15 protein-coding genes are annotated in these 20,370 nt (G+C 41.7%); 6 read left to right on the plus strand and 9 right to left on the minus strand.

Annotation, left to right across the window (positions count from 1 at the left end):
• Positions 1–245 precede the first annotated feature (245 nt).
• The 3 genes from V7K89_RS06285 (at position 246) to V7K89_RS06295 (ending at position 5,722) form a co-directional block, all read left to right on the plus strand.
• Positions 246–1,028 (plus strand): peptidylprolyl isomerase, encoded by a 783-nt coding sequence (locus V7K89_RS06285; protein ID WP_335185364.1) that lies wholly within the window; start codon positions 246–248, stop codon positions 1,026–1,028.
• Positions 977–3,679 carry a type I secretion system permease/ATPase gene (locus V7K89_RS06290; protein WP_335185366.1) on the plus strand — a complete coding sequence of 901 codons (2,703 nt, stop codon included), beginning with the start codon at positions 977–979 and terminating at the stop codon, positions 3,677–3,679. Before V7K89_RS06285 ends, V7K89_RS06290 begins: the two co-directional genes overlap by 52 nt.
• 459 nt (positions 3,680–4,138) lie before the next feature.
• Positions 4,139–5,722 (plus strand): S8 family peptidase, encoded by a 1,584-nt coding sequence (locus V7K89_RS06295; RefSeq protein WP_335185368.1) that lies wholly within the window; start codon positions 4,139–4,141, stop codon positions 5,720–5,722.
• Between the two features lie 756 nt (positions 5,723–6,478).
• Here V7K89_RS06295 and V7K89_RS06300 read toward each other — a convergent pair.
• The 3 genes from V7K89_RS06300 to V7K89_RS06310 form a co-directional block, all read right to left on the minus strand.
• On the minus strand, positions 6,479–7,987 hold the full coding sequence (locus V7K89_RS06300) for an HlyD family efflux transporter periplasmic adaptor subunit (protein WP_335185370.1): 1,509 nt from the start codon (positions 7,985–7,987) through the stop codon (positions 6,479–6,481).
• Positions 7,988–8,057: 70 nt separating this feature from the next.
• Positions 8,058–8,933, minus strand: coding sequence for an SDR family oxidoreductase (locus V7K89_RS06305; protein WP_335185372.1), 876 nt, complete (start codon positions 8,931–8,933; stop codon positions 8,058–8,060).
• A gap of 215 nt (positions 8,934–9,148) precedes the next feature.
• Positions 9,149–9,526: a hypothetical protein gene (locus V7K89_RS06310; RefSeq protein ID WP_335185374.1), complete on the minus strand. Its 378-nt coding sequence runs from the start codon at positions 9,524–9,526 to the stop codon at positions 9,149–9,151.
• Positions 9,527–9,654: 128 nt separating this feature from the next.
• On the opposite strand from V7K89_RS06310, the gene V7K89_RS06315 reads away from it, so the two are divergent.
• Entirely contained in the window at positions 9,655–9,843 is a 189-nt protein-coding gene (locus V7K89_RS06315) for a hypothetical protein (protein WP_335185376.1), read from the plus strand.
• 680 nt (positions 9,844–10,523) lie between these two features.
• Here V7K89_RS06315 and V7K89_RS06320 read toward each other — a convergent pair.
• The gene (locus V7K89_RS06320) at positions 10,524–11,426 is read right to left on the minus strand and encodes a S1 RNA-binding domain-containing protein (protein WP_335185379.1); all 903 of its coding nucleotides are present in this window, start codon (positions 11,424–11,426) and stop codon (positions 10,524–10,526) included.
• Positions 11,427–11,544: 118 nt separating this feature from the next.
• Entirely contained in the window at positions 11,545–12,285 is a 741-nt protein-coding gene (locus tag V7K89_RS06325) for a dienelactone hydrolase family protein (RefSeq protein WP_335185382.1), read from the minus strand.
• Positions 12,286–12,606: 321 nt separating this feature from the next.
• Between V7K89_RS06325 and V7K89_RS06330 the strand changes: the two genes are divergently transcribed.
• Both V7K89_RS06330 and V7K89_RS06335 read left to right on the plus strand, forming a co-directional pair.
• Positions 12,607–13,590, plus strand: a complete 984-nt coding sequence (locus V7K89_RS06330; protein WP_335185384.1) for a GntR family transcriptional regulator — start codon at positions 12,607–12,609, stop codon at positions 13,588–13,590.
• Between the two features lie 55 nt (positions 13,591–13,645).
• A complete protein-coding gene (locus tag V7K89_RS06335; RefSeq protein ID WP_335185463.1) occupies positions 13,646–14,845 on the plus strand; it encodes an FAD-dependent monooxygenase in 1,200 nt (399 codons plus the stop codon).
• Between the two features lie 14 nt (positions 14,846–14,859).
• Here the strand turns inward: V7K89_RS06335 and V7K89_RS06340 are convergent, their stop codons facing one another.
• From V7K89_RS06340 to tig, 4 genes are all read right to left on the minus strand, one after another.
• A complete protein-coding gene (locus V7K89_RS06340) occupies positions 14,860–15,780 on the minus strand; it encodes an alpha/beta fold hydrolase (protein ID WP_335185386.1) in 921 nt (306 codons plus the stop codon).
• Between the two features lie 152 nt (positions 15,781–15,932).
• On the minus strand, positions 15,933–17,273 hold the full coding sequence (clpX, locus tag V7K89_RS06345) for an ATP-dependent protease ATP-binding subunit ClpX (protein WP_292775233.1): 1,341 nt from the start codon (positions 17,271–17,273) through the stop codon (positions 15,933–15,935).
• Between the two features lie 9 nt (positions 17,274–17,282).
• On the minus strand, positions 17,283–17,981 hold the full coding sequence (gene clpP, locus V7K89_RS06350) for an ATP-dependent Clp endopeptidase proteolytic subunit ClpP (RefSeq protein WP_335185388.1): 699 nt from the start codon (positions 17,979–17,981) through the stop codon (positions 17,283–17,285).
• Between the two features lie 383 nt (positions 17,982–18,364).
• Positions 18,365–19,801: a trigger factor gene (tig, locus tag V7K89_RS06355; RefSeq protein ID WP_335185390.1), complete on the minus strand. Its 1,437-nt coding sequence runs from the start codon at positions 19,799–19,801 to the stop codon at positions 18,365–18,367.
• Positions 19,802–20,370 lie beyond the last annotated feature (569 nt).

Here is a 20,370-nt window from a genome sequence, read left to right on the forward strand (position 1 = left end):
AAAATAACTAATTTGCCTTGCTACTGCGCCACCACTAAGATTTTCAATCCTGATTTTGTTCTTGTTAGACTGTAAAAGTGATTGTGGCAAATTATTTTATTTACTAGCTATATAATTTTTTGACAATTTAGATGTAATTAATTCATGGAATCTTTATCATATTTATCCATTAATGACTAGATGATTTTTATATGATTTAATTTAAAAGTCCTATAAATGTTTAACTATTTTCACATAATTAGTTCATGGAATCTTTATCGTTTTTAACAATTAATGACCAAATAATTTCTATAGAGCAAGCAGTAAAGTACCTGCAAGCCTCTGGAAAATTAGGACAGTTCATTGGAGATATTCTCCGGCAGTACGTAATTGAGGAAGAAATCAGAACACGAGATGATATTGAAATTGGCACCGCAATAACTGAACAGGCAATTATTGACTTTCGGCTGAAAAATCAACTCACGGATCCCCAAAGTTTTCAAGAATGGTTAAAGACAAATAATACAGATTACGCTACTTTTCACACATCGGTTGCTTTTGGTTACAAGTTAGAAAAGCTGAAAGCCGTAGTGACAGAAACAAAACTTCCAGAATATTTTATTGAACGCAAAATTTTCTTGGATCGGGTAGTACTTTCCCGGATTGTTGTTGATAATCGAGAATTGGTAGACGAACTCCAAACCCAAATTGAAGAAGGAGGTAGTTTTGAGCAACTAGCTAAAGAGTATTCCCTTTCAGATGACCGAATTGTGAATGGCATGATGGGAATCGTCAGCCGAGGTAGTATGCCGGATATATTACGAGCAGCTATTGATGTGGCCAGTCCTGGACAATTGATAGGACCAATAGAAATCGTTGGCAAAGACTCTCCCCAAGGAGAAGGGCCTTATGGTTTGTTTCGAGTAGAACAATTTCTACCAGCGTCTTTAGAAGATATTCAACTACAGCAAGCACTACAAAATGAGTTGTTTGAAAAATGGCTAGCAGAGAAAATTCAAAAACTGACAGTCAAGTTACAAGTGAGTTAAAAATTCTGGATAATGAATCTTTACGATTAAAAGTGCTAGCTTCTTTGCCTTGGAATCAGCCACCGCTATGCTGGTTGACTCCCGAACAACAATCCCGATTGGAAAATGAGTGCCAAATACGCCAGTATCGTCTTGGAGAAAAAATCTGGTCAAACGATGTCGGTGGCTATCAATTTTTAATTGTGGCTGGGAAAGTCCGCTTACGAGAAGAAGGGATTGGCAAACCTTTAGCAGCCCTAGATGCAGGGGATTGGTTTGGTGAATTCCAAAAGCTGTCTGCGGATTTTAAAGCTGTAGCTGCTAGTAAAGAAGTGGTAGTAGTTTATTGGGATACTGCGCTGTGGGCAGAATTTTCTCACCCACAAATTCAAGAATTTTGGCAAGTGTTACCAGTGGACATGGAGGGACAAAAGGAGACATTTTCCTTTTCTACTACTCCTTCAGTAACATCAGCCTTAGACGGCACTTCCAGCCCCCACAGCCTCCAACCCCAAAGAGGACTCCCAGCCGCCAATCAAATCACTTCAATTTATCCGTTTGTCGCCAGCTGGAATACCGCTGCTGCCTGTTTGACAATGGTAGCGCAACAGTTAGAAAGTTCTGTGCAATTGGAATGGGTGCAGCGCCAACTTAGAGGACAACGCCCAAAACAGGTTGTGGAAGCAGCAGAAAAGTTAGGGTTAGTGATGCGGCGGTTACAAGTGAGTTGGAGTGAGTTGCGACAGTTGTCATTTCCAGCTTTACTGCTGTGGAATTCTGACTCACCCCAAAGTCCATCCTGGGTGGTAGCTTATGGAGTTAAAGGCGATCGCTTAATTATCGCTAACCCTCTAAATCCCGAACGGACTTGTGAAAGCTTGCCACAGTCGATAGTTGAGGCATCTTGGGATGGACGATTGTGGCAAGTAGAACTCATATCCCAGCAAGAAAAATTTAACCTGAGTTGGTTCACCCCAGCAGTTTGGAAGTATAAGGGATTGCTAACAGAAGTCTTGTTAGCATCTTTTACCTTGCAGCTTTTGGGGTTAACAACACCGCTAATTACCCAAGTCGTCATTGATAAAGTGATGGTGCAGGGGAGTTTGCCAACTCTCGATGTGATGGCATTTGCACTTTTATGCGTAGCCATATTTGAATCCATACTGGGTATTCTGCGCCTATTTATCTTTACCCATACAGCTCGTCGTCTGGATTTGAGTTTATCAGCACAGCTATTTCGCCATCTGATGCGTTTGCCTTTAGCTTATTTTGAGTCGCGACGCGTCGGAGACACAGTAGCAAGAGTCCAGGAACTCGAACAAATTCGTCAGTTTCTCACAGGTACAGCATTAACTGTAATTCTAGATAGCATCTTTGCTGTGGTGTACCTGGCATTGATGTTTTACTATAATATCCCACTCACCTTTGTCGCCTTAGCAGTACTGCCGCTATTTGCCACATTGACGATAGTTGCAACACCAATTCTGCGTAACTGGTTGAACGAAACTTTTAACCGCAGTGCTGATAGTCAATCGTTTCTAGTAGAGACAGTGACCGGGATTCACTCCGTTAAAGCCCATGCAGCCGAACCAATAGCCCGCGATCGCTGGGAAGGTTTATTTGCCCGCTTCATTCGCACAGGTTTTAAAGCTTCTACCACCTCTAATATCAGCAGCAACATTGGTGACTTTCTCACGAATTTTTCCACGATGCTGATTCTCTGGTATGGAGCCAAGTTAGTTATCGAACAAAAGCTCACAATCGGACAGCTTGTGGCATTTCAAATGCTATCTGGTAGAGTTACAGGCCCGCTTTTGCGCTTAGTACAATTGTGGCAAAACCTTCAACAAGTGCTACTTTCTGTAGATCGCATTGGTGATATTCTCAACGTCTCCCCAGAAGCTGAACTGGGAACTGGCTTAGTTTTGCCACCTCTGAAAGGACAAGTCACCTTCGAGCAAGTATTTTTCCGCTACCGATCCAACTTTGACGCAATTTTGCGGGGAATCTCTTTCAGTGCCGAACCAGGACAGTTTGTTGGCATTGTCGGACGTAGCGGTTCTGGAAAAAGTACCCTGTCTAAACTATTACAACGCCTCTATCAAATTGAATCAGGACGCATCCTGATTGATGGTTTTGATATAAAAAGTGCTGATTTAGCCTCACTCAGGCAACAAGTTAGTGTAGTTCTCCAAGAAGACTTTTTATTTAACGGTTCTATTTTGGAAAATATCACTCTCGGTAGTCCCGACATTACCGCAGAGCAAGTAGTAGAGGCGGCAAGATTAGCTGTGGCCCACGACTTCATTAGTCAATTACCCTACGGTTACGAAACCAATGTTGGCGAACGCGGTACAGCTTTATCTGGTGGACAGAGACAACGTATTGCCCTAGCAAGGCTATTTCTTTCCCAAGCGCCGATTTTAGTTTTGGATGAAGCTACTAGCGCCTTGGATAGTGAAACAGAACAACAAGTGCTGCAAAACCTGCAAAAAATTTCCGCTAACCGTACCGTGTTTCTGATTGCTCACCGCTTTGCACCCCTTAAACGTGCTGACTTGATTTTGGTATTGGAGCAAGGCGTGATTGCCGAACGTGGTACTCATTCACAATTGTTGCAACAAAAGGGTTTGTATTGGTCACTATATCAACGGCAGCAAGCAAACATTTAATAGATTTAACTAACTCAAAGTTTATAGCTATATAAAAGATAAACTTTTGTAAAGCAGCTTAAGGATAGCCTTTGGCGAATGGAGCATAACTTCATTCGCTATTTTAATTTTGCTGATTTTAATAATTATCCTTGCTCCAGAGGTAAGCAAACATTTTTATAGCTAGCGATCGCAGTAGTTTTAAGAGTGACAAAAATAGTTATAGCGCCCTGTGACCATTTTTAGATTAGTCACCAATAATACACCTCCAAAATTTAAGATTTACTCGATAAATTTACTCTTAATGAAAACTGTACTTATCAGAGTGTTTTTTGGTAATAGAATTAGCATTTTGTTATGAAATTTCATAGTAATTATTGACAATGAGGTTTATTCACATATTGATTGAAATCTTCTGATTGTCAAGGTTTCAAGGCTTAAAACTGTCAAAAATCGGTTGCTATCTTTGAGAAAAAACTTATGCACATTGATGATGTTAATAACAATATATTGTCAAATAAACGGCTTAATGTCACTTCAATCTCCTCATTAGATAGCTTTAATACGAAAGATGACTACGGCTTCAACTTCAGCAGACGTAGTAGCTATAAATCAGCCGATGCTGATATGCAGTTGCTAAATGATGAATCTGAAAATTTTAGCACTCAAAATTATAACCCCACTAATGGCTATGGCTTGATTAATGGAGCAGCAGCAGTGGCTAGAGCTATTAATCAGAAGACCTTTGCTGATGTTCCCGATCTTGGTGGTAATAATTGGGGAGCAGACCTGGTTAAAGCACCGGAAGTTTGGGCACATGGATATACAGGAAAAGGAGTTGTTGTCGCTGTTGTAGATACTGGAGTTGACTACAACCACGAGGATTTAAAAAATAATATCTGGACAAATACCAAGGAAATTGCGGGTAATGGTATAGATGATGATGGCAATGGCTATGTTGATGATAATTACGGTTGGAACTTTGCCGATCAAAACAATAACACCCTAGATGACAACGGTCATGGTACTCATGTTTCCGGCACGATCGCCGGAGAAAATAATAACTACGGTGTCACTGGTATTGCCTACGATGCCAAGATTATGCCTGTTAAAGCTTTAGATAGTTCTGGCTCTGGTTCACTTAGTTCCATATCTAAAGGTATTCGTTACGCTGTAGATAATGGAGCTAATGTGATTAACCTCAGTTTAGGAGGCTCATCTTCCAATCGCACTCTAGAGTCAGCTATTGACTATGCCAGCAGTAAAGGAGTGATTGTCGTCATGGCAGCAGGTAATGATGGTGGTTCATCACCAGAATATCCCGCCCGCTATGCATCCAAGTCGGGGATTGCCGTTGGGGCAGTAGATAAGAATAATAATTTGGCCGACTTCTCTAACCGCTCTGGAACAAATCAAATCGCTTACGTCACAGCTCCAGGAGTCAATATTTATTCATCAGTTCCGAATAATCAGTATGCAACTTATAGCGGTACATCTATGGCTGCTCCCCACGTTGCTGGTATCGTTGCCCTGATGCTTAGTGCTAACCCCAACCTGACTGATGCCCAAGTACGTCAGATTGTCACAGAAACCGCAGAAAATAGTACGCAAACTACAAACTCTAGTTTGAATCTTTCTAATGTCAGTTCTCTAGCAAGTCAGGTGATTGCAGACACAGCAGTAAATAAGACGCAAACTACAAGCTCTAGTTTTAATAGTTCCAATTTTGGTTCTCGAATCGATCAGGCAATTACAGAAACAGGAAAATCTCTAACACCAGAAACTACCACCAGTTGGAATAATTCTGATTTTAGCCCTGCGAGCGGTCAGGCCATGTCTAAAACAGGCTATACTTACGCAGAAACTACTAAATATCTGACATCAGCCGCAGATAATAATGGATTAACCAATACAGAACTATGGTCGCAATTCCAATATGAGAATAATTTGAGCAGCATCAACGTGAATAGCAATGAAGATGAGAATAATCTCGATTTTGGCAAACAACTAGAGGAAATACAAAAACAAATAGAGCAGTATAGAAAATTCTTGGGTATGACTTGAAAATTACAGCGATTAGCAGTTAATATTCCTTGGTTAAGAAAGTCAACCAACTCGCTCATCAGTCATGAATGAATATAGGGGTTTAGCAAGCTAAACCCCTACATTTTTGGGCGTGAGTTGTACGATACATAAGCTGGAATGAGGTTTTTGTAATAGAGCGGCGCTGCAAGCATTGCAACGAGTTTTTAACCAATTCCACATCAGATCTGCCAAAATCTAAAGACAATGTTAAACTTTATAAAACTTCATGAAATCTCAACTGAGCAGTTTATAGCTAGTTAATGCTAATCGTCAAGCAGGACTTTTCTCTTAATTGGAAACGTAATTAGTATGCTGAAGGACTACAACAATTGGCACCTTGAGACAGATAGAGGCTACCAACAGCAAAAAGCGCTTAAGCGATACAGATACCTTAAAACTTTGAAAAAGTCTGAACTGACCTTAGATAATGAAATGTTAATTGAAAATTTTAGTACTGCATTCCAATTGTGGTTTTTCCCCGGAACAGTGTGAACACTGGAGTGACTTGCTACCATTAATGACTTGGCAACTTTGGCTGAAGCCTGATATTGTGACTGAAAACCTTTTTTCCTGGCAAAAGTTAGAGGTTAAAATGACCCCAAGACGGGTTTCCCAGGCAATGGGTGTGTAGATTGTCAACTCAGTGCTACTGGGTCATTTGATCATGGATTAGTCTAAACTCCAGTTGTGAAGATGAAGGAGATAAGGGAGCGATCACCAATTTAGCAGACTTTCCTACCTAACGGAAAATGCTTCATTAAATCGGCGTGTTACAGGCTCAGTGATGAATGTCAAAATTGACTTTTTACGAGTGACGATTTCACCTGTAGCAGCCATCCCTGGTGTAAATTCTACTTCTTGACCGCGGACGTTTACTGAGTGTTTATTTAGCTTAATTCTCGTCGGAAAAACTAAACCCAATTCTTTATCAGCAATTGCATTTGGACTGACTTGCATAACTTCGCCATCCACAATGCCAAATTCTTGGAAGGGAAAAGTTGCCATTTTCACTTTTGCCTTCATTCCCTGACGAATAAATCCAATATCGCGGTTGAGAACTTTTACCTCTAGAAGCATTTCTTCGCCTTCCGGCAAAATTGACAGCAATTCTTCACCCGATTGTACTGGCCCCTTGGTGGCTTTAACTTTATAAATTGTACCGGCTACGGGAGCCTCAATCGTTTCTAAAGCTTGTTGCTTCCTCGCCTGTTCTAATTGACCTTGAACAGTTGTCAGTTCTTCTTTACGCTTATTATACTCCGTCAAAATTTCGCTTTGGCGTTCTGATGCTACACGCTGGGCTTGACTGCGTGCAGCGTTGTAAGCTTGTTCTGCTTGGCGAATTTCCTGGACTTGAGCAGCAATATCTTTTTCTAATGATGTGGCTTTATCTTGAGCCTCTGTGATTCTATTCTGGGCGTTGGTCACTTCATCTTGCGCTTTGGTGATTTCTGTCTTTGCACGAGTTAATCTTTCTTGAGCATCCAGGTAATCGACACGAGGTACAGCGCCAGGAGTAATTAGAGTGCGTAGGCTTTTTTCCCTTTCTTGAGCAAGGGCTAAATTACTTTCAATTTTAATTCTGATGCTATCTGCATTCACAAGGTTGGTTTGAGCATTCGCAAAGCTGCTTTTGGCATTAACCAAGTTATCTTGCAATCGAGTCAAGCGGACTTTGGCTTGATCGATGAGTGCTATTTGACGATTTGCTTCTGCTTCCGCCGCAGCTTGACGCGCTTGGTAATCTTGCAGGCGAGAATTTAAAAGTTCATCTTGCAGTTTCGTCCCAGTAGTTTTGCCTCCAACACGTTCTGCATCCAAACGTTGTAAATCATCTTGAATCAATCTACTAGATTTAGCTAGGCGGGAAACATCGGTTATTTGCAAGTCTGGATCTTTTTGAATCAGAACTTGACCTTTAGTAACGCGATCGCCTTCTTGAACTTTAACAGCAACAATTGACCCTCCACCTAAAGATGTCACCGGTCTTACCTGTGTAGAAGCGATTAATTCCCCTGGTGCTGTTGCGACTTCATCTATTTGTGAGAAGTACGCCCAAGCGATCGCCCCAAAGACGATGGCGCTCATTGTTCCCGCTAATAATCTAGTGTACAGGGGTGGCAATTCCTGTACTGCCTTCCCCAATTCATAAGTAAGTTGTTCCTCCGGTTGGGCGAATCGTTCTTTTGTCTGACGTGCTTGAGCAGCATTTACCATATATTTTTGTCCTTTATCATTTATCATTAGTCATTAGTCATTTGTCATTTGTCCTTAGTTATTCACGAATGACCAATGACCAATGACTAATGACTATTCAAACTGCTAAATAGCGCCGCAAAAAATTTTCTAATGTCTCTAATTGGAAGTGAAAAATTGCCTCTAAATTGACAATTTCATCTTTTGTGCAGAAAAATTCATTTGCTAGCAATGTACGAAAAGTTCCCAAAGCTTTTTGGGTTTGGGGATTAAATAAACCTAATGCGCTCTGTAACCCATCAATGAGAAATAAGGGTGAGTTAATTATTACTGGTTCTTTAGCGAAAATCCGACCAAAAATCCGGGGAATATCTTCTCTTAATAAAATCTCTGGCCCGCCGACGGGTAAAATCTGGTTACGAGCGCCTTCAACCGTCACAGAATCCACAACTATCCTTGCCAAATCATCGGTACTGACAATTGAGGTACGGTTTTTGCGATCGCCAACCAGCAAATACAATCCCGTTTCCCGAAATCGTTCTACCAGTGGCAGCAAGTTAGATGCTAATCCAGCTGGGCGCAAAATAGTGTAATTTAAGCCACTAGCTGCTAAATATCGCTCTACTGCTCGTTTGGCTTTGAAAACGGGAGCATCTTCATAACCGCGATCGGCTCCCAGTACAGAAATAAAGACAAAATGCTCTACGCCATTGGCTTTTGCCTGGTCGATGAGTTCAATATTCGCGCGGTAATCTAAAGATAAGGCATCGCTATCAGAACCGTGGGCGCTGATAATATACCGCACACCCTGACTAGCTTTTTGGATATCTTTTTCCTCTAGCAAGTCACCAATGAAAATTTCTGCACCCCGGTGTTCTAACTCGCTGTAGCGCGAATTAAGACGGACAAATGCCCGCACAGATTGTTCTCGTTGTCGTAGGAGTCGCACAACTCTGCGGCCAATTCCTCCGGTTGCACCAGTTACCAGAAACATATAAATACCTAAATTGAATAGTTACAGCGTTTATAGTTGTCAAAATGCTCGATATATGCCCAAAATTCATTGAGCAATACTTAAATAGAGATATGAGCATATTTTTATACTTGATTACCATGCTCAAGATATAGTCATACCTTATTTATTCTAATACTCTAAAAATGATCCCCTACATCCTTGTAGATGCAGGGGATAGAGTAATAGGATTAGTTTTACTGGCTCAACAAGCCAATAGCTTGTTCAAGCGACATCTTAGCCTTGTGCAAATTCAGCAGGTTTTCTTGGTCATATCGGTCAGGATAGTTCATTTTCCTGCCTTCAAGCGTTATCCGAATTAGTGCTGCTTGCTCATCTGTGGGTGAATTCATCTCATCTATAGCAGAACTGATAACTTGGATAGCGTTAAAGTTAGGGAATTTTAAGCCTTTACCTTGCTTCATTTGTTGCAGCGCTAAAAGTGGAAATGCCATCAGAGTTACGATGTACGAGGTTTTGTATCCTGGATTTCCAGTTGGTTTGATGCCATATCTACGACACAAGTCGCGTAATTCTTTAATAGTTTTGATCTCAAGTTCGGAACGCGTGAACATAAAATAGTAGTGTCCATTTTTGATATTGGATATTGGTGGTTGTACTTCCGGCAAGTTGTCGCAACCACCAAAAAACAATCTATTGTTTTGGCACCAAGTAAATCAAGCCTTGTTTATATTTCTCAATAATGCCTAATCCTAAAGGGAATCCACAAAATTTACAACCAATTAAATCAAATAGAGAAGAATCATTAACAGAAAGGATTAACCTACGCATTACCAAGACTATGAAGGAAGAACTATCTACCAAAGATGATCCTCCAGAATTTTGTCGTCGTGCAATCCAGGAAGCATTAGAGAAAGATAAAGAGAAGTAATTTTAAAGGGGTAATTGTCACGAGTGTGTGAATTACTGAAATGAGTCAGCAATATGCTTGATTGCTTGCGGAAAATACCGAAATGAGAAAGCAAACTGGAGTTTGAGAAAGTAAAAGCTTATTTTACTTGCGTAAAACACCGAAATGAGAAAGCAAAAGCAGCTTTTGAGAAAGCAAACACAGCTTTTGCTTGCGTAAAACACCGAAATGAGAAAGCAAAAGCAGCTTTTGAGAAAGTAAACACAGCTTTTGAGTAAGTCAAATGTCATTTTGCTTATTAAATTCGACTTTAGGACTCCCAAATAAAAAAATATTCAGTTTAGCCAAAAGCTGTTAACGGGACTTAAACATTTTTGAGGAATAAATAAGCCTTAAACCCTTGTGAGGTAAGGTAAATACACCAAATGCCCGAAAACGCCTGAAACCTAGATATATCATTAAACCAAGCAAAACGATGTCAAAATCCTTTGAGATATACGTTTGAGGTCATTTTATCGGTGTTTTTTGCCTAAGTCCCATTAGCCATAAATAATTCCTAATTAAAACTTTTCCCAATTTAAAATCCCCCGACATCTTTGTAGATGCAGGGGGAGTATTAACAATTCAAAATTCAAAATTCAAAATTTAAAATTGTTTCAGATGACGATTTAAACGCTTTGTGCAAACAGCCCACTTCAAAATTATTCAGAAGCTTTGTTATTAGCTCTATTCGCACGCGCCTCAGCTGAAGCCATCACCTCATCAAAATTCTCTAGCACTTCACCAGGGAAGTTTTCCAAAACTCTGGTAGAAAGAGCAACCCGCCCTTTACCCTCATCCAAGTCAATAATTACAGCTTTAATTGGCTGACCAACTTGAAATACCTTTTCTAAAGAATCAATAAATTTCTGGCTTACCTGCTTGATATGAAGCAAAGCCCCCATACCATTTAAATCGACAAATACACCAAAAGGTTTGATACCAGTAACTTTACCTTCCACCAATTGACCTAGTTCTAATAAGCTGAAGTTACTAGAACGAGTTGCTAAACGCTGGGAAAGGATGAGTTTGTTGGTGCTTTTATTAATTTCCAAAAAGCCCACAGTCAGATTTTGACCTTTGAGTGCTTCTAAATTATCACGCTCTGCCAGGTGCGATCGCGGGATAAATCCCCGCAAAGAAAGAATATCGACGGTTACACCACCTTTATTCACACCGATAACCCGTACTTGCACAGTCTGAGAATTTTCCTGCATTTCGGTCAGTCGTTCCCAGATGTGCTGAATTTCTAACTGCTTTCGAGAAAGAGTAACTTGCCCTTCTGCATCCTGCTCTCGGATAATCAAGAACTCCATTTCCTCTTGCAATAGCAGCACTTCCGATAAATCGGTAACTGCTCTCAAAGAAGCCTCATCGCGCGGCAGAAAAGCTGACGACTTGCCACCAATATCAACATAGGCTCCATCATGGTCAAGTTGGAACACTTTGCCGTGTACAACCTGTCCCTTTTGAAACTGGTAGTCGTGTTTTTCTAATGCTTTGGCAAAATCGTCCATCGTAAATGACGAATTGGCTGTTTGAGAAAGTTTCGATTCGGAATTCATGACTTTTGAAGATTAATTGTTATTTGAGATGGTGCAACTGAAGTTTAGATTGTCATTTGTCATTTGTCCTTTGTTATTCACCAATGACCAATGACTAATGACATTGGCTGCGTATGCTTCAGTTTAGTTGACCAAAGAGTTGTTTTACTTGCTCCCAAGCATCGGTCGCAGCTTTAGGATTATAACTGCCACGACGGTCACAGAAAAATCCGTGATCAGCTCCATCGTAGCGAAACACACGATGAGGAATTTTATATTTTTCTAACTCTGCTACAATCTCATCTACTTGTTCAGGTGGGATGCTAGTATCTTCCCTGCCAAAGAAGGCATAGAGAGTACCTGGAATCTCTTTAGTGCGGGTAACAGTAGGAGCACCACCTCCGGGCGTGCGGCTGGTAACTCCAGCACCATAGAAGGAAGCCGTAGCTTTAATATCTGGCAAGGTAGCTGCAAGATATGCGACATGACCGCCAAAGCAGAAGCCAATACAGCCAAAACTATCTTTTTTCACTTGAGGCAGATTTTTAAGATAGTCAATTGCTAATTGAATATCGCTCAATAACTCTGATGCTTGAGTTTGCATGGCGTAACTTCTGCCTATTTCAATATCTTCGGGTGTGTATCCAGTTTCAAAGCCAGGAGCAGTACGTTGAAAAAGTGCAGGTGCGATCGCTACATACCCAAGTTTGGCAATCCGTTCTGTAACATCCCGAATATGAACGTTGACACCAAAAATTTCCTGTAATACCACGACTCCTGGATAAGATCCAGGTTCTTTTGGCTCTGCCAGATAAGCAGACACTTGAATATTATCTTGCAAAAGATTAACTGTTGTGGTGATTATTGCTTGCTCTGTCATAATAATTCTTACCAGTGCGATGTGATTAGCCGTGTGTTTATTTGATATAACTATGCCAGTATGCCTAGCTTTTTTCTAATTAAATTATCAATAACCAATAGTGAGCACATTAAAAATTTGTATCAGAAAAACTTTATATGTAAATAAACATATTTGAGATGTAGCAAATGTAGCTGGTCACAAAAAAAGACTGAGTTAAAAGTGTTGAGTATAAAAGCAATACTTAATAGTCAAAACTCAGCACTCAGCATGGGCTAAACGCCCCACTTCCGCTAACAGAACTCAGCACTCATTAGCACTTAGTATTCAGGAGGTTTGCTGATGATTCAATTCCGTATTCAGCCAGACAGCGAAATTCCCGCATCAACCCAGCTGTTTAATCAAATCCGATTTGCGATCGCTTCTCGACAATATCCCCCGGCTTACAAATTACCAAGCACAAGAGCGTTGGCAATGCAAACGGGGTTACATCGTAATACCATAAGTAAGGTTTACCGTCAACTAGAGGAAGACGGATTTGTTGAAAGTATGGCTGGTTCGGGTATTTATGTTCGTGCCCAAGGTCATGAAGGCGGTAGTAGGCTGCAATCACCAATTCTTAAGCAAAATCCTCATGCCTATCAAGTTGTCCAGCAAGCACTTGACGAGTTGCTTTCTCAAGGATGTTCGCTAAATCAAGCCAGAGAGCTATTTTTAGCGGAAATTGACTGGCGCTTGCGTTGTAGTGCGCGGGTACTGGTTGCAGTTCCATCTTATGATATGGGTGCTGGTGAATTGATGGTGTATGAATTAGAGCGATCGCTAAAAATTCCAGTCCAGTTAGTAGCAATAGAAGAATTAACAGCTGTGTTAGATAAAACTACCTCTGCAACAGTAGTTACAAGTCGATATTTTATCAGTAATGTAGAAGCGATCGCAGCTCCAAAAGCTGCACGGGTAATTCCTCTCGATATCTACGACTACAGCAAAGAACTCAGCATATTGAAAACTTTACCAAAAGAAAACTGTGTAGGCATAGTTAGCCTTAGTTCCGGGATTGCACGAGCCGCAGAAGTGATCCTCCACGGTTTACGGGGTGATGAACTACTGGTGATGACTTCGCAACCAAAAGATGCCTATAAACTTCACGCTATGGTTAAGCGGGCTGAGGTGATCATCAGCGACCAAGCCAGTTATGCGGCAGTGCAAGCAGCCGTGCAAGCATCTGATGAAGATATTATTCGTCCACCAAAGCTGATTAAGGTGGAAAATTATATCGGCGCTAACTCGATTAACTTGCTAAAACGAGAACTGGGTTTAAGTTAATCTCAAGATTAATTCTACCAACATCTTTGAGAGCAACTGATACAGGAGGAATGGGATAGTGCAGATTGTGATTGTAGGTGCAGGCCCAACAGGTGTAACCCTTGCCCTGCTCCTTGTAAAACGTGGTATTACTGTGACGTTAATTGAAGCAACAAAAGACTTTCATCGTGTATTTCGCGGTGAAGGATTAATGCCCAGTGGGTTAGAAGCTTTAGAGGAAATGGGTGTATCGGCATTGTTGAAGGATATTCCCCATCGACAACTCGACGCCTGGGAATTCATTATCGGGAACAAGCAGTTGTTTCAAGTTGATGAACCAATGGGCGCAACCCAACCATGTACACTGGTTTCACAACCACTACTACTCAAAGCACTGATTTCCTCAGCTCAAACCAATGATGGGTTTGAATTTATCCAGGGTCTTCCTGTCAAGGATTTGCTGTGGAGTAATCAACGTGTCGCAGGTGTAACACTGAGCGATGGCAGAGAATTTGCTGCTGACTTAGTGATTGGAGCAGATGGTCGAAATTCCCTGGTGCGGCAACGTGTAGGATTGGAATTGGTACGCCAACCTAAAAATATTGATATTCTCTGGTTTAAACTTGCCGCCAGCCCTGAGTTTGCAGAGAATAATGTGTTTCGTACTATTTTAAATGGTGATCGCGCATTTACCATCTTTCACGGAGCAGAGTCAGGAAAACTGCATCTGGCTTGGATAATGTCCGCAACCGAAAACACTGACTCCAAACAAGCCAATTGGGCAGAGATTTTTGCCTCATTATCACCTTCATGGCTAGCAGAGTATTTCCGTAATCATGCAGACACTATCGAATCCCCCATTCGACTCTCTGTTGTAGTTGGTTATTGTCCCCAATGGCACGCACCAGGAGTATTGCTTCTGGGTGACGCTGCACACCCAATGTCTCCTGTCCGTGTTCAAGGAATTAATCTCGCATTCCGTGATGTGATTGTCGCTGCTAATCATCTTGTGCCGTTGTTGCACAAAAAAACTGGACACCAGGATATTGATATAGCACTATCGCGTATCCAAGCAGAACGTGAGCCAGAAATTATCCGCGCCCAGCAACTCCAGTTAGAAGAAGCTAAACAAGGTGAACTACTGCGAAAAAATGCACTGGTGCGATCGCTGTTGATTCAACTTGCTCCTTTGCTCCGTAAACCAATTAAAAAGTCTTGGTTAAAGCGACAATATAAAATGCGTCAAGGTATCACACAGGTACACTTAACTGTTTAAAAAACCGCTATCAGTTATCCGACTTGTGGTTGTGGGGTATTAATTTGCAAAAACTCTTGTACTAGTCGCAGGTAAGTTGGTACATCTTCCAACATTGGGAAATGCGCTGTGTTGGGAATCATCACAAATTCCACTTTGTCACTCAGTGCAGCTGCTTGACGCCCCATTTCAGCTGGAATAATCTTGTCATACTCCCCCGCTACAAGTAGAGTTGGCACTGTCAGCTTGGCAAACTCAAGGGGCATCACTTCAGATTGAGCCTTACTGACTGAAGTAAAAATTGTCCCTATCGCTGCATCGTAGTCTGCTTCCAGAAAATCTTCTAAAAAAGCTTGCCGCTCAGAATGTGGTATGGAACTATATAAAAATCTGGCCATAAACATCCGGTCAACAAATGGAATTTTGCTTAACCATTTGGGACGGAATTTCACTACATAGCCACCAAATTTATGAAAAGCACTAAATGATTTTTCATCGTACTCAAAAATACCGCTACAAGTTAAAATTCCTCGTTCTACTCGTTGGGGATAGCGGTTAAAAAATAAAGTGGCAACAGAAGCACCCATCGAATGAGCATTGATATAGACACGCCCAATATGTAACCCATCTAACAAAGCTGCCAAATCATCAGCGTATTCTTCTAATTCATAGGTTAGCTCTTTGATTGCCTCTGATTCTTCTTGTGGTGAGGAGGATTCAGCAACAGCTTCACTTGCTTGGGCAATAGTTGGCTTTCCACGAGAACGGCCAAATCCCCGCAAATCGTAGAGTAAACAATCAAATTGCTCTGATAAAGCATCAGCAGTATTTTGCCAATATCTAGCCGAACCAGCCCAACCGTGGATAAAAACCATCACTGGTTTTACCAAAGAACCGGATGATTTTTTCACCCATTCGTAGTAATGCTCAACGCCACGAACATTAATATAAGGCATTAGTCATTAATCCTCTCTTACAAAGTTCTTATCGGAGGAAACCTCCGCTCAGACTTTGCGCTTTGTCAGTTGTCATTAGTCATTTGTCCTTGGTACATAGTTATTATTCCTTAGTTTTTGCCCAATGACTAATGACCAACGACTAATGACTATCAAGCAGATTCTGGCTTCGGTAGTGAAGACGGATGTATTATCAATTCAGCAGTTGATCGCTTCTCGACCATTTCCCGTGTAACTGTACAGCGTGTCACATCCTTACGAGACGGTAACTCGTACATTACATCCAACATCAATTCTTCGACAATACCACGTAATGCTCTAGCACCAGTTTTACGGCGGTAAGCTTCTTGAGCGATCGCTCGTAAAGCATCTGCTTTAAAATCTAATTGGACATTATCCATCTTCAGCAGCTTTTGGTACTGCTTCACCAAAGCACTGCGTGGTTGGGTGAGAATCGCCATTAGCGCTTCTTCATCTAGCGGATCTACTACTGCTACCATTGGCATCCGCCCAATAAATTCTGGAATCAGGCCAAATTTTACTAAATCATCCGGTTCTAGATGGCGAAGAGTGTCTGCTGCTCGTTTCTCCTTCGATTGCCCTTCTCCCGGTTGCACAAAGCCGATTGCTTTTTTACCAACTCTCTGATCTACAATCTTTTCTAAGCCTACAAAAGCACCACCACAGACAAACAAAATATTACTTGTATCAATCTGGATGCAGTCTTGATAAGGATGCTTGCGCCCTCCTTGGGGTGGTACATTAGCGATCGTTCCTTCCAACATTTTCAGCAAGGCTTGCTGTACACCTTCGCCAGAAACATCGCGGGTAATTGACGTGTTTTCGCTCTTACGAGCAATTTTGTCAATTTCGTCAATGTAAATAATTCCCCGTTGCGCTTCCTCTATATCCAAATCTGCTACCTGTAACAGTCGCAGTAAGATATTTTCCACATCTTCTCCCACATACCCTGCTTCCGTTAGCGTCGTCGCATCGGCTACAGCAAAGGGTACATCCAGGATTTTCGCTAGAGTTTGCGCTAAGAGAGTTTTGCCACAACCAGTCGGGCCGATTAACAAAATGTTGGACTTTTGCAGTTCTATGGCATCATCCGCCCCAGGTTTGCCACTGGCTTTAGACTGAATGACTGCCAAGCGTTTGTAGTGATTGTAAACAGCTACTGACAGAACTTTCTTCGCTTCGTCTTGGCCAATGACGTGTTCGTCTAGATACTTTTTAATCTCTCTTGGCTTGGGTATTTGATTAAACGAAATACTAGCAGAGTGGGTACGCCGTTTTTCAGGTGGCTCTGCTCTTGGTGCTGGTTGTGCTGCCGCACCATTAGTATCGAGTAACTCCTCGTCTAGTATTTCATTACACAAGTCAACGCATTCATCGCAGATGTAGACTCCCGGGCCTGCGATTAATTTACGCACCTGCTCTTGGGACTTGCCACAAAATGAACATTTTAAATGGGAGTCGTACTTAGACATACCAGCCTCTTATTTCAGAATGGTGACGTTTTCCCCTGCTACGGGAAGATTTTGCCTGGAAATAACCTGATCAATCAAACCGTAGTTTTTTGCCTCTTCTGCTGACATAAAAAAGTCGCGCTCAGTATCTGTTTCAATTCTTTCTAAGGGTTGACCAGTATGGTGAGCCATTAACTGATTCAACTTAGCTTTAACGTAAAGAATTTCTCTAGCTTGAATTTCAATGTCAATGGCTTGACCTTGAGCGCCACCAAGTGGTTGGTGAATCATAATCCGGGAGTCGGGCAGAGACATTCTCTTGCCGGCAGCTCCTGCTGTCAACAAAAATGCCCCCATGCTCGCGGCTAATCCAAAACAGATGGTAACAACATCAGGGCGAATTTGCTGTATTGTATCATAGATTGCCATCCCTGCGTAGACCGAGCCGCCTGGAGAATTAACATACAGTTGGATATCTTTTTCTGAGTCTTCAGCGTCTAGGAATAACAACTGAGCCACAATTGAGTTGGCTACGGCATCGTCTATTGGCGTTCCTAAAAAGATAATCCGCTCTCGCAGCAGGCGGGAGTAGATGTCGAAAGCTCTTTCTCCCATGCCGGATTGCTCTATCACCATCGGTACGATGTTGCTAGGGCTGCTTAACTGGGAGTTAATGTTTATTCGACTTAAGTTGCTGATTGGGGAATTTCCCGACTGCGATTCAAGCATACAAGCTTTCTTTGACAATTATTTAGGACTAATGTTTCAGCAGCAGATGCTGCCTTTTACCGAATGAAATTTTTATAAGCTACGTGTTAACCATTATGCCTCATATAATTTCCTCTCGTGTAACACAGTATCAAGCTTGAGTGATAACGGGTGTCACTATTTGCCAAAAATTCATTAATTCTTTAATTCTTTTGACTTCATCCCTGAGTTATGGGGCATTGGGGAGCCAATCACATGGGCGGGTTTCCCGACTTGTGCGAACTGGTGTCATGGGGCATGGGGCATTGGTTATTTCTCCCTCTAATTCCTTATCTCCCTTAACTTACCCATTTCACCAGTACTTTAACTCAGAACTGGTGAACTCATGGCTGTGGGATTTTTTATTATCCTTCTGTAACTTCTGTAGAAATTTCGCTTCCTTCCTCTGTCTGAGGTGCATCACCATCAGCATCTAATTCTGCATCTTCTGTTTCTTCCGTAGGACTCAAAGAACCTTCAGGTACAAGTTCAACTGATGAGTGTTCTAAAAGCCAATCGATGATTTTTTCGGTTAACAGTTCGTTTTCCACAATTGAGCGCAGTTTATCTTCATCAACGTCTTGTTCTTCTGAGTATTGCTCCAAAAGTTCTGTGACTCTGGCTGCAATTTCTTCTGGTGTTACCTCAATAGATTCGCGTTTGCCAATTTCTCGCAAGGATAAGGAGCGTTTGATGCGTTCAATTGCTTCAGTACGCGATCGCTCCCGCAATTGCGGAATAATATCTTGAGTAAACAGCTTTCTCACATCCAATCCCTGCTGAGACAGCCGGATAGCTGTTTGCGTTAGCATTGCATCCACTTCTTGCTCAATCAAAGTTGCTGGTAAGTCAACTTCTACGTGCTTGAGTAGTTCCGTTAACAAGGCTTCCTGTTTATTGGTTTTTGTTTTGTCGTCCGCCTCTTTTTGATATTGCTCTACCAAAGAAGCACGAAACTCTTCTAAAGTTTCAAAATCGCTGATTTCCTGGGCTAAATCGTCATTTATTTCTGGTAGTTCCTTTTCCTTCAGTTCTTTGAGCGTCACGGTGAAAGTTGCCGCTTTTCCAGCTAACTCTTCATTAGCATAAGGCTCTGGAAACTGCGCCGCAATTTCTTTGGTTTCTTCCGGATTCATCCCCACTATTCCCGAAATAAAGCCTGGAATAAACTTATCTTCTTGCAACTCGACTTGAAAATCAGTTGCTTCAGCTCCGGGAATCGGTTCTAGTTGATCTGTTTCATCCTCGCCCTCAACTTTGGCGAATGAACCTTTAAAATCGACTACGGCAATATCGCCGATTTGAGCGGCACGTCCTTCCACAGGAATCAATGTCGCCAATTCTTGACGTTCCTTATCCAGTGTGTTCTCCACTCGTTCTAGATCGAACTTGACTTCTTCGGCCTTGGCTTGCAAATTAGTGTACTGCACTAGATTCACTTCTGGTTCTACATCCACAGCAGCCGAAATCGTCAGCGGTTTTCCAGGTTCATAATTATTAATCAAATCCTCAAAGGAAGAGCGCAATTGCGGCTGACCGATTGCCGGGATGGCTTCTTGTTTAACCGCTTGCTCAATGCCATCTTGAATTAGTTCTTCTAGCGCCGCTGCTTTGATTCGAGTTGTACCCAGCCGTTGTAGTAATATCGGCCGAGGCACCTTGCCTTTGCGAAACCCAGGAATATTGGCAGTACTCGCTAAGTTTTTAATGACCTGTTCGTAAGTTTGTTTGGTAATTTCCGGCGTAATCTCTATTTCCAGGCCAATTTGGCTGGCGGGAAGTTTTTCCTGGGTGACTTTCATGCTTCGTCTCTAGTTTTCTGGTATTTTATACTCCTAGTACACACAAAACGCAATAAAATAATTGTTTGCGTTTATGGCTTGATGTCTCTTAGGGGTAACGAAAGTTTGCCAAAAGGTCTTGTGACATCCAAGGATGGATGTTTGTCCTAGGGCAAACATCCAGTTTACTGCCAAATATCAAGGACTTGACATTTTACCTTCATAACAATTTGGTTAATGAGGCATTGGGATTAGGGGGGAGGTGACAGGTGATAGGGAATAAATCTGTAACCCATACCATATTCACTTCTTCACTCCCGACTCACTCTAAAACTTGGGAATTAATTATTCAGTAGGCTAACGTCGTGATATCCTGGTTCTCAAAGGGTGGTTAGTACCCCCAGGTTAAAGTTATAGTATTGAGTCTAGCTATTATGTAAGTTGTGTGTGGTACGAGAGCGCATCTGTTACTTAACCGCATAGCTCAGTTTTAAGTTGTGCTGGCTTTATTTAGATCCTAGTTTATTCATCATCTTGGTAACTAAGTTTGCAACCAATACATTTGTTTATTTAAAGGTAGGATGCTTAGT

Origin of the sequence: Nostoc sp. (genome assembly GCF_036917515.1) — a bacterium.
Taxonomy (GTDB): domain Bacteria; phylum Cyanobacteriota; class Cyanobacteriia; order Cyanobacteriales; family Nostocaceae; genus Nostoc.

Bases quoted from the DNA above. Each gene is read 5' to 3' on its own strand.
- V7K89_RS06325 (WP_335185382.1), bottom strand. From the start codon at position 12,285: ATGACAGAGCAAGCAATAATCACCACAACAGTTAATCTTTTGCAAGAT.
- V7K89_RS06290 (WP_335185366.1), top strand. From the start codon at position 977: ATGGCTAGCAGAGAAAATTCAAAAACTGACAGTCAAGTTACAAGTGAG.
- tig (WP_335185390.1), bottom strand. From the start codon at position 19,801: ATGAAAGTCACCCAGGAAAAACTTCCCGCCAGCCAAATTGGCCTGGAA.
- clpP (WP_335185388.1), bottom strand. From the start codon at position 17,981: ATGCTTGAATCGCAGTCGGGAAATTCCCCAATCAGCAACTTAAGTCGA.
- V7K89_RS06320 (WP_335185379.1), bottom strand. From the start codon at position 11,426: ATGAATTCCGAATCGAAACTTTCTCAAACAGCCAATTCGTCATTTACG.
- V7K89_RS06315 (WP_335185376.1), top strand. From the start codon at position 9,655: ATGCCTAATCCTAAAGGGAATCCACAAAATTTACAACCAATTAAATCA.
- V7K89_RS06285 (WP_335185364.1), top strand. From the start codon at position 246: ATGGAATCTTTATCGTTTTTAACAATTAATGACCAAATAATTTCTATA.
- V7K89_RS06300 (WP_335185370.1), bottom strand. From the start codon at position 7,987: ATGATAAATGATAAAGGACAAAAATATATGGTAAATGCTGCTCAAGCA.
- V7K89_RS06330 (WP_335185384.1), top strand. From the start codon at position 12,607: ATGATTCAATTCCGTATTCAGCCAGACAGCGAAATTCCCGCATCAACC.
- V7K89_RS06305 (WP_335185372.1), bottom strand. From the start codon at position 8,933: ATGTTTCTGGTAACTGGTGCAACCGGAGGAATTGGCCGCAGAGTTGTG.
- clpX (WP_292775233.1), bottom strand. From the start codon at position 17,273: ATGTCTAAGTACGACTCCCATTTAAAATGTTCATTTTGTGGCAAGTCC.
- V7K89_RS06340 (WP_335185386.1), bottom strand. From the start codon at position 15,780: ATGCCTTATATTAATGTTCGTGGCGTTGAGCATTACTACGAATGGGTG.
- V7K89_RS06295 (WP_335185368.1), top strand. From the start codon at position 4,139: ATGCACATTGATGATGTTAATAACAATATATTGTCAAATAAACGGCTT.
- V7K89_RS06310 (WP_335185374.1), bottom strand. From the start codon at position 9,526: ATGTTCACGCGTTCCGAACTTGAGATCAAAACTATTAAAGAATTACGC.